Annotated in this window: 1 protein-coding gene; it reads left to right on the top strand. The window is 35.3% G+C overall.

Going from position 1 to position 561, the window contains the following annotated elements; all coding sequences use genetic code 11:
* Window positions 1-61 precede the first annotated feature (61 nt).
* Window positions 62-561, top strand: a 500-nt coding sequence (locus AKG34_RS26390) for a sugar O-acetyltransferase (RefSeq protein WP_053349121.1), incomplete at its 3' end; no start/stop codon positions are given.

Genomic DNA, 561 nt, shown 5'->3' with positions numbered 1-561 from the left:
GGGGCAGGTTACTTGAAGAAAATGTGGTATTTTATAAATAACTGAAGAAAGGAGACTAGATATGGAGGATAAAGAGAAAATCTACTACAAACGAGGTACGGATGAACTAAGGTTGAAAAATATCATTGCCCATAAACTTGTTCAAGAGTTTAATAATTGTCCAATCGAAGATTCAGAAAGAAAAGAGGAAATTATAAGGGAATTATTCGGAAGTGTCGGAGTAAATCCGAGTATTGAGCATAATTTCCACTGTGACTTAGGATACAACATCCACATTGGAGACAACTTCTATGCTGGATATAACTGTACTATATTAGATATGGCAGAAGTAAGGATTGGTGAAAACTGTATGATTGGTCCTAATGTTGGACTATACACGGCTGGTCATTCAATTGAACCTAAAGATAGAAACAAGAGTGGTTATGCGATTCCAATAACAATAGGAAATGATGTGTGGATTGGTGGAAGTTGTGTTATCTTACCTGGAATCACTATTGGTAATAATTCAATTATTGCTGCTGGTTCTGTTGTTACGAAAGATGTACCTACTAATTCAATAGT

Source organism: Peribacillus butanolivorans, from assembly GCF_001273755.1.
Lineage (GTDB): Bacteria > Bacillota > Bacilli > Bacillales > DSM-1321 > Peribacillus > Peribacillus butanolivorans.
Note: the sequence above shows the minus strand (reverse complement) of the source record. Positions and strands in the feature narration are given on the sequence as shown.